1 protein-coding gene is annotated in these 579 nt (G+C 55.1%); it reads left to right on the top strand.

What is annotated here, in order from left to right:
• The coding region (locus A3754_RS22670) for a dTDP-glucose 4,6-dehydratase (RefSeq protein ID WP_156497158.1) at positions 1–579 on the top strand (579 nt) is incomplete at both ends.

Below are 579 nucleotides of genomic sequence, written 5' to 3' on the forward strand. Positions count from 1 at the left end.
CTGTGGTTTCATCGGCAGCGCCTTTATCCGCTGGGCCTTGGCCAATACCAAGGCTACTATCGTCAATCTCGATGCTCTCACCTATGCCGCTCAGCCTCAAGCACTGGCTTGCGTGGAAGGCGATGGGGGTTATTACTTTGTCAAAGGTGACATAAACAATGCTGATTTGGTGTCGAAATTGCTGGAGGAACACCAGCCTTGTGCATTGATCAACTTTGCAGCGGAATCCCATGTGGACCGTTCCATCACAGCCCCTATGGAGTTCTCGCGCACTAATATCCAGGGCACCCTGACCTTGCTCGAAGCTTGCCGCAGCTGGCTTCAAGTGCGAGCTGGTTCGCGCCCGTTTCGTTTTCTGCAAGTATCCACTGATGAGGTGTACGGTGACTTAGGGCCTAAAGGGGCGGCAGCACAGGAAGGTGATCCCTGGCATCCCGGCTCACCCTATGCGGCGAGTAAGGCTGCAGCGGATCATCTAGTGGACGCCTGGGTGCACACCTATGGCTTTCCTGCCCTGATTTCCCATGCCAGCAATAATTATGGCCCTTGGCAGTATCCAGAGAAGCTGATCCCGCGGGT

It is taken from the genome of Alcanivorax sp. HI0083, assembly GCF_001635175.1.